The organism is Niastella soli, from assembly GCF_017742245.1.
Taxonomy (GTDB): Bacteria; Bacteroidota; Bacteroidia; order Chitinophagales; family Chitinophagaceae; genus Niastella; species Niastella soli.
On the sequence record NZ_JAGHKO010000018.1, the window covers coordinates 1 to 9,784 of the forward strand.

Annotated in this window: 2 protein-coding genes; both read left to right on the forward strand. The window is 49.3% G+C overall.

Going from position 1 to position 9,784, the window contains the following annotated elements; translation table 11 throughout:
- A partial coding sequence (locus J7I42_RS32825; protein WP_236065634.1) for a condensation domain-containing protein occupies positions 1-875 on the forward strand: 875 nt, incomplete at its 5' end.
- A gap of 33 nt (positions 876-908) precedes the next feature.
- On the forward strand, positions 909-9,784 hold an 8,876-nt coding region (locus tag J7I42_RS32830), incomplete at its 3' end, for an amino acid adenylation domain-containing protein (RefSeq protein ID WP_209144367.1).

Consider the following 9,784-nt stretch of genomic DNA (forward strand, 5'->3'; position numbering starts at 1 on the left):
TATTATCACAACAACCCTACTGGGAAGCAACCAGGAATATCAGCAGCTTATTACCAGTAGATCAACCACACAGCGGCATTATCCGAAAAAAAGATATCCGCAGCTATGGCATAGCACTCGATGAACAGCATACCCGTCAATTGCTACAGACAGTACCACGGGTTTACCGAACAGAGATCAATGACGTGTTGCTCAGCGCCCTTACCAGGACCTTATCAAAATGGTCAAAGCAACAGCAAATATTGATAGGCATGGAAGGCCATGGCAGAGAAGTCATCAATGATAAAACAGACCTCAGTCGCACCACCGGCTGGTTTACCACCCTGTATCCATTATTACTACAGGCACCAGCTCAGGACGAGGCATCCGAATGGCTGATGAGCATCAAGGAGCAACTGCGCCAGGTACCCGACAAAGGAATTGGATATGGCGTACTCAAATACCTCAATAAGGCTGGTGCATTCCAGGCAGCTGACAACTGGCAGGTAGCCTTCAACTACCTTGGTCAGCTTGATAACATCACCCGCAGCAGCAACTGGTTCAGCAGTGCCAATGAAGCACATGGCAGTTCAGGCAGTGATGAGAACATCATTACTACCCAAATAGTCATCAACAGCATGATCTACCAGGGAGAACTGCACATACAATGGAGTTACAGCCTGCTGCATTACGAACAGACAACGATCAAAGAACTGGCGCAATCATATCTCCATGACCTGACACTATTGATAGATCATTGCATGGCTGTTCCAACCAATAAACAGATCATCACCCCTTCAGATTATGGTTTACAAACAGCTATAAGCTACCAGGAACTGGAGCGGTTCCTGAACGATACCGACACGGACCAGGGAGAAGACATTTTAGCTTTTTAAATATTGCAGATAACTGCGTATAAACTTTTAGCAATGCACATACAGGAGTTTGCCGAGCACCTTAGAACACTAAACTTTTACCTGGCGGTAGAAGACAATAAACTTATCTTAAAAGGTAACAGAGAAAAGCTTACCGACAACGAGATCAGAGCTGTTAAGCAGAACACAGAGATCATCGACTATATCAAAAAAAATAAGGAAGCGCTGATCGAATATGTAAAAGCCAATCAAAGTAACCAGCTACGTAAGCGGTCAGACAATATCACCTCTATCTACGGCCTTAGCAGCCTGCAGCAGGGTGTGCTGTTTCATGGCTTGCTGCATCAGGAGGGAGGGAATTATATTATCCAGGTCAGTTGCGACCTGGTAGATGTGGACCTTCCCGTATTCAGACAATGCTGGCATCATCTGTTACAACAACATACCATTCTGCGGACCGGTTTTTATTACGATGCATTTAATATTCCGGTGCAATGTGTGCACAAAAATGTAACCCCTGAGATCATTGAAATTGACTACAATAGTAAAACACCGGAAGAACAGCTACAGCAGATCAGTGCGTATACACTGCAGGACCGCCTGCGTGGATTTGATTTTGAACAACCGCCACTGATGCGTGTCACGCTCATTCGTGTATCCGAAAACCGGTACCGAATGTTGTGGACTGTTCACCATATATTATTGGACGGCTGGTCTACTCCGGTATTGATGCAGGAATTCCTGGAAGTATACGAAACACTGATAAATAGTAAACAACCATCCTTGCGTCAGGAAGACCGTTATGAAGATTATATCCGGCACATAGCTTCGCGTGATAAAACAGAGAATGAAAATTACTGGCGTCAGTACCTCCGGGGAATGCAGCAGGGAACCCTGCTTCCTTTTTTCAACGCACGTGACTGGCATGGTAAAACAAGCGACGCACGAGGCGAGGAATTGCTGCACCTGGATGCAGAGCGGTTTACTACAGCAGAGCTATTTTGCAAACAACAAAGAATAACCCTCAATACACTGGTGCAGGCAGTATGGGCCTACCTGCTGCATCAGTATACAGGTTTTGACAATGTCATATATGGCGTAGTGGTCTCCGGTCGTCCGGAGGACCTACCCAACGTAGAGCAAAGAGTAGGCATGTACATCAATACGCTGCCGCTACGATCGGAGTTTAAAAATGACCAGTCCATCGGTGAATGGCTTCGGCAGCTGCAGCAGGAACAGATCGAAAGTCGAAAATTCCAGTATTCCGGGTTGAATGAGATCCAGGCATGCACAGGTATTACCGGTGACTTGTTCGATACCACATTAACCTTCCAGAATTTTCCCGTCAATAAACTGATCGCAACACGTGAATGGCAGTTACAGGTGAGTAATGTGTATGTAGAGGAACCCGACAATGTGCCCCTCTGCATTATCGCTATGGCTTCGGAAGACCTGAGCATCGTGTTCCGCTACAATAAAGAATTGATTGGCCAGCAGTATGTGCAACAGATCCGCAATCATTTTGAGCAGGTATTGCTGCAGCTGGTCAATGGTGCAGCAACACATACGGGTGCTATCAGCATGCTTACCACAACTGAAGCACAGCAACTACAGGCGTTCAGCCTGCCTGTTAAGGGTGCACATCCCGATGTGGAGCGATCTGTGATGGCCTTGTTTAGTGAACAGGTGGAACAAACACCCAATGCCATAGCATTGCAGTTGGGCGAAGAGCAACTGAGTTACCAGCAACTGGAAGCGAAAAGCAACCAGCTGGCCCATTTCCTGCGTGACAAAGGAGTACAGCAAGACAGTGTGGTAGCAGTATGTATGGAACGCAGTGTTATGCTCATCATTACCTTATTAGGGGTTTTGAAAACAGGCTGCTCTTATGTGGCCATTGATCCCGCTTATCCGGCACAAAGAAAAAAATATATACTTGAGGATAGTGGGGCCCAATTGCTCTTAACCCATGAAGCAAGCTTTGATGAACTGCCTGATGGGGTGGCTTCGATCGACTTAGCCGCTCAACTATCGACCCTGTCGCACTATGCCGATGGGTCCGTCATTACCACCACCACGGGTGCCGCCCTTGCTTATATCATGTATACATCCGGTTCTACCGGTCTTCCCAAAGGCGTGGAAGTAACCCATAACAATATTACCAGCCTGGTGAAGGGTACCGACTTTGTACAGATGAACAGTTCAAGTGTTTTATTATCCACCGGTTCCCCTTCCTTTGATGCCACCACTTTTGAATACTGGGGCATGCTGCTTAATGGGGGCCGACTGATCATGTGCCCTGAGAACGTGCTGCTGGATGCAGCTCTCCTAAAAGAAGAAATAAAAAACAGGTCGGTAAACACCATGTGGTTTACTGCAGGCTGGTTCAACGAACTGGTTGATACAGACCCTTCGGTCTTTGAAAACCTGCATACGGTAATAGCAGGGGGCGATAAGCTCTCCGTGCGACATGTGCAGCGTTTGCAATCAGCATATCCATCACTCCAGCTCGTGAACGGCTATGGCCCTACGGAAAACACCACCTTCTCTTTAACCTATACCATAAATAATACGGCAGGCTGCGCCTCCATTCCAATTGGGCGGCCACTGCCTTACCGCAGCGCCTGGGTCCTCGATGAACAACTGCAGCTCTGTGCCATTGGCGTAGTGGGTGAGCTGTATGTAGGCGGGACCGGGCTGGCCCGGGGTTATCGCAACCGGGCAGAACTGACAACACAGAAATTTGTAGCAGACCCCTTCAATAATGAACCCGGTGCCCGCTTATACCGCACAGGCGATAGGGCACGCTGGCTGCCTGATGGCACGCTTGAGTTTTTAGGCAGAACAGATGAACAGGTAAAGATCAGAGGCTACCGGGTGGAACCTGGTGAGATAGAATCGGGGCTGCAACAATACGAAGGCATTCAACAGGCAGCAGTAGTGGTACGCGAAGATGACAAGCAAAATAAACAACTGATCGCTTACATCGTGGCAGCGACTTCAGTCGACCCGCAGGCAGTACTGCAACACCTGCAAAAGAGTCTGCCGGCCTATATGGTACCCTCGCTGCTGATCCCCATCGAGCACCTGCCACTGACCTCAAACGGCAAGGTAGACCGCAAACAACTGGCTTCCTTTGCAATCGATACGGCTATTACCAGTCGTTATATAGCGCCGCGCAACGATACAGAAAAAACACTGGCGGCCATCTGGCAACAGTTGCTGGATGTAGAGCAGGTGGGCGTGGAAGATAATTTTTTTGAACTGGGTGGGCACTCGTTACTGGCCATCCGGGTAATATCGGCGATGCGCAAGGAACTGCAATGCGAAATTGCTATCCGTGACATCTTCGACCATCCTACCATCGCCGCTCTTTGCAACCGGATCGATCAACAAAAAGACCGACAACTGCAGGCTGCCATCCAGCCCGCCAAACGGCCTGACCAGATCCCTTTATCCTTCTCACAGGAACGGCTCTGGTTTATCGACAGGCTAAAGAACAGTCAGCAATACCATATGCCATGGGTCTTCCGGCTGGAAGGCCACCTCGATGAGGCGGCACTTGAATCGGGTTTCCGCGATATTATACAACGACACGAAATACTGCGCACGGTGATCTATGAACAGGAGGGTATCGGTTATCAGCAGGTGCAGCCTGGCAATGACTGGACGATGGAACGTACTACAGAAGCATCGATCCTGTCATCGGGCACTACGTTGGAGGAATATATTCACCAGCAGATGCTGCACCCGTTCGATCTGTCGGCCGATCATATGCTGCGGGTAACACTGATCAGGTGCACCCCAACCAGCCATATCCTCATAGCCGTCGTCCATCACATTGCCTTCGATGGCTGGTCGATCTCGATCCTGGTAAAAGAGCTGAGCGAGCTTTACAGCTGTAAAGTGCAGAACAAGGATGCCGAGCTTCCCGCACTACCTGTTCAATACGCCGATTACGCCATCTGGCAAAGAAAGCACCTGGCAGGAGACGTATTAACCAACAAACTACAATACTGGAAACAACAGCTACAGGGCGTTACACCGCTGGAGCTGCCCACTGACTACGAAAGGCCAAAGGAACAAAGCATCCGGGGCGCTGTAGTAAGCAGACGCATCAATAAACAAATACAGGATGGTTTAATTAATCTTTCCAGACAGGAAGGTGTCACCCTTTTCATGACCCTGCTAGCCGCCTTCAAGGTATTACTGCACCGCTACAGCGGGCAAACCGATATCTGTGTAGGCAGTTCCATTGCAGGACGTCATCAGCAACAGGTGGAAGGGTTGATAGGTTTCTTTGTAAACATCCTCGCTTTCCGTAGCGATCTTAACGGCGAACCATCTTTCCGCAGCCTGCTGCAACAGGTACGCGCAACAGTGCTCGATGCTTATGAACATCAGGACGTACCGTTTGAAAAAATTGTTGATAAACTGGGCGTGGAAAGGGACAGGAGCCGCAATCCCATTTTCCAGGTGGCACTGGTGCTCGAGAACGCACCCGAATCGGGTCTGTTATCACTGGGCGAATTGTCGCTGCAGGGCATGAACACCGGTCATGCCACATCAGAATTTGAAATGACACTCGATATACGGGATACAGCAGAAGGATTGTTCTGTAACCTCGTATACAATGCCGATCTGTACCGGCAGGAAACGATGGACCGTTTTCTGGAACATTTTGAGCAGCTGTTATTGGGTGTAGTAACGGATATAAGTACAACGATCGGACAACTTCCCATACTATCGCAAAAAGAAAAACACCAGCTGTTCGAAGAATTCGCAGGCATGGCGGCAGATTACCCACGTCACCAAACTATCATCGAACTGTTCCAGGCGCAGGTTCAACAATCACCCGATAATGTGGCAATTGTTCTTGACGACAGGCGCCTGTCGTACCAGGAACTACACGAACAAAGTAACCGCCTTGCCAATTGTCTGCTCGCACTGGGATACAGTAAGGGAAGCCGGATCGCGTTGCTATCCCTGCGTAGTATGGATATGATCACTGGTATGCTGGGCATTTTAAAGATCGGTGGTGTATATGTTCCCCTTAATATAGAATATCCCGCACAACGGTTACAATATATTGTGGAAGACTCGAATGTCGCCTGTATTCTTCATACCGGTGATAACCTGTTAACCCGTTCAGGGCTCATGGCCTATCCAGCAATTGACATGACCGACTCCTACAACTTTCCAGCGCATGCACCTGGTATAGCCACCTCTGTTATTGATCCAGCCTACATCATGTATACATCTGGTACATCAGGTACTCCTAAAGGCATTCTGGTGAACCAACAGAATATCATTAAACTCGTATATGACCAGGGACCTATCAGGGTTACCGCCGATGACAAGGTGCTCCAATGGTCTAATTATGCCTTCGATGGATGCACCTATGAAATATATGCCACTCTGTTAAGTGGTGCCGCATTGTATATGATCGGGGAGGGGAGCGCCGCCAATGCTGTTTTCCTAAGCCGCTTCATTCGTGATAACCAGATAACTGTTGTTTTTGTTACTACCGCTTTATTCAACGCTTTTGTAGATAACGGTATTGATTCTTTTAGCGGAGTTCGCAAATTGTTATTTGGCGGTGAAATGGTATCGTTCAAACATGTAGCAAGGGCATTGAAAGTATTAGGCCCCGGCCATATTGTACACGTATACGGACCTACAGAAACCACCACCTATGCCACCTCCTACAGCATCGACGAACTGGAAGAAAATACGTTTATTCCGATCGGCAAACCGCTTTCGAATACAAAAGCCAGGATCCTGGATGCATTGGGCGGGTTGGTGCCGGTAGGAGTGCCGGGTGAATTATATATAGGCGGGGACGGTGTTTCCCTGGGCTATATCAATAAACCGGAGTTGACCGGTGAAAAGTTTGTCGCTTTGGATGGTAATGACTGTTGGTACAGGACCGGTGACCGAGCCCGGTGGACAGCGAACGGCGATATCCTGTTTCTGGGCCGGCACGACGAGCAGGTAAAACTGCGTGGCTACCGGGTAGAACTGTCTGAGATCGAAAACGTGTTGCGGCAGGCGCCCCATGTTCAGCAAGCTGTGACCATGGTGCTGCAGAGCAACCAGGGCAATAAACAGCTGGTCGCATTTATAGTAGCTGGCGAAGGAATGAACAACGATGAGGTCTTTTCTTTCATGCGAATTGCATTGCCCGATTATATGGTGCCTTCTCTGCTGGTTAGGCTCAAAAGCATCCCGCTTAATCCCAATGGTAAGATCGATCGCAAACTGTTGGCAGAAATGGATATGACCGGGGCTTTAACCAGCGAGTATGTTGCGCCCCGGAATGAAACAGAACAATTGCTGGCCGCTATCTGGCAGGACCTGCTCGATATTCCGCAGGTAGGCATGCACGATAATTTTTTCGAGTTGGGAGGCCACTCTCTTATGGCGATCCGGGTTATATCGGCGGTGCGCAAACAATGGAACAGGGAAATCGCTATCCGCGAAATTTTTGACCATCCCACTATTGCAGGTCTCGCTGCCCGCCTGGATGCACATACAATTGCCTCCGCCATTCCACCCATTGAACAGGTCACACGGCCACAACGGGTGCCTTTATCTTTTTCGCAGGAAAGGCTGTGGTTCATACACCGCCTCGAAGGCAGCGCGCAATACCATATGCACTGGGTATTCCGGTTGAAAGGCCAGTTACAGGTAGCCGCGCTTGAACAGGCATTCAACGATATCATCAACCGTCATGAAGTGCTCAGGACAATCATCCGTGAACACGATGGCGTGGGTTACCAGGAAATACTTCCTGCAGATACCTGGCGATTACAATATATACAGGATACTTCCATTCTTTCAGGAACCCCAGCTGCTCAGCAGGCATTTATAGCCGGGCAGGTACTCAGACCTTTTGATCTGTCTGCTGATCATATGCTTCGGGCAACGCTTGTACGTATCAATGCAGAAGAACATGTGCTGATAGCCGTTATCCATCACATTGCCTTTGATGGCTGGTCTATTGCCATCATGGTGAAAGAGCTTACAGAGCTCTACCGCAGCCGGCTTGAGAACAGACCTGCCACGCTGCCAGTTCTGTCGCTTCAATATGCAGATTATGCCCTTTGGCAGCGGCAGTACCTGTCTGGCGAATTCCACTCGCAGCGACTTGCCTACTGGCAAGCACAATTGAATGGGATCGTGCCGCTTGAGTTGCCCGTAGATTTTGACAATCCACGCAGAGCTGATGCTCCGGGTGCCGTTGCCTCGCATCAGGTGCCGAAAGCGTTGCTGGATGCTTTGTCGGCTTTGTCGAACCGGGAAGGCGTGACCCTGTTCATGACCCTGCTAAGCGTATTCAACGTACTGTTATATCGGTACAGCCGCCAAAACGATCTATGCGTTGGAACACCCGTAGCCGGCCGTGATCATCAGGAGATAGAAGGGCTGATCGGCTTCTTTATTAATACAATTGTATTGCGCACTCAAATAGCGGGCAGCGATTCCTTCCGCTCCTTATTACAGCAGGTAAAGGATACCACATTGAAAGCCTATGCACACCAGGATCTTTCTTTTGAAAAGATAGTGGAAGCATTGAATGTTCCGCGTGATCCCGGCCGCAACCCTGTTTTCCAGGTAAAATTTGCCCTGCAAAACATACCCGAAGCAGGTAGCTTCGACCTGGGAGATGTACAGCTTATACCCGAAGGGTTTACTCAACAGACTACAACGGTCGACTTTAGTATAGATATATGGGAGTCCGCACAGGGACTATATTTTACCATCACCTATAATGCAGAATTGTACCGGCAGGAAACGATCCTGCGCATGCTGCAGCATTATGAGAATATGTTACAGGCTGTGGCGCATGATATAACACTGTCTATAGACCATTTGAAAATCATATGTGCCGAGCAGGACCAACAATTGATACAAAGCTTCCAGGGTAAAGCGGTCCATTATCCCCTTGAAAGGACCGTGCTGGACCTGTTCCGGGACCAGGTACTGGAAAGACCGGGTGCAACCGCTTTGTCGTTCAATGGCCGCCAGGTGAGTTACCGCGAGCTGGATGAGCGCAGCAACCGCCTGGCACATTGCCTCGTAGCCAGGGGGGTGCAAAAAGAAACACTCGTACCCATTTGTGTTGACCGCGGAATTGAGATGATCGTGGGTCTGCTGGGCATCCTCAAAAGTGGCGGGGCCTATGTGCCCGTAGACACCACATATCCCCCTGGAAGGATCCAACAAATAATAAATGATATCCAACCTTCAATAGCCGTCAGCAGCCGTGCCCGTAAAGAGCTGCTGACCGTGAGTGATGTTAGCCTACAGGTGATAGAACTGGATGGTGACAGCAACGCCCTGAATGCCTGGCCGGTTGCTGCTACCGGTGTGGTAATTGAGGCCACACAACTCGCGTATGTGATCTTTACATCCGGGTCCACCGGCCGGCCCAAAGGAGTAATGATAGAGCACCGTAGTGTAAGCAATCTCGTTTATAACCAGCAGGCCCCGCTCAACCTGCAGGCTGGCATGGCCGTATTTCAGTTTGCTTCCTTTGGTTTTGACGCTTCCTGTCATGAGATCTTCTGCACGCTTTGTCATGGTGGACATCTGATACTAAGCGAGGCAGCACTGCTCTTGAACAGCGAGGCCTTAAGTGACATGCTTCAACAATACCAGGTAGCCTTAATTACCCTGCCGCCCTCGTACCAGGCTGCCATGAAAGACCGGCTGGGCACAATACAAACGATCATCTCAGCGGGTGAAGCATTAAATAAAAGCGTAACGCTGGAATTGCAGCAACAGGGCATCAGGGTGATCAATGCCTATGGCCCTACCGAGAATACGGTATCGGCGGTATTGACACCAGATCCGATAGGAGAAGATGGAATTGTGCGCATCGGCCGTCCGCTGGATAATGTTCGTATCTATATAGTAGATGAAGA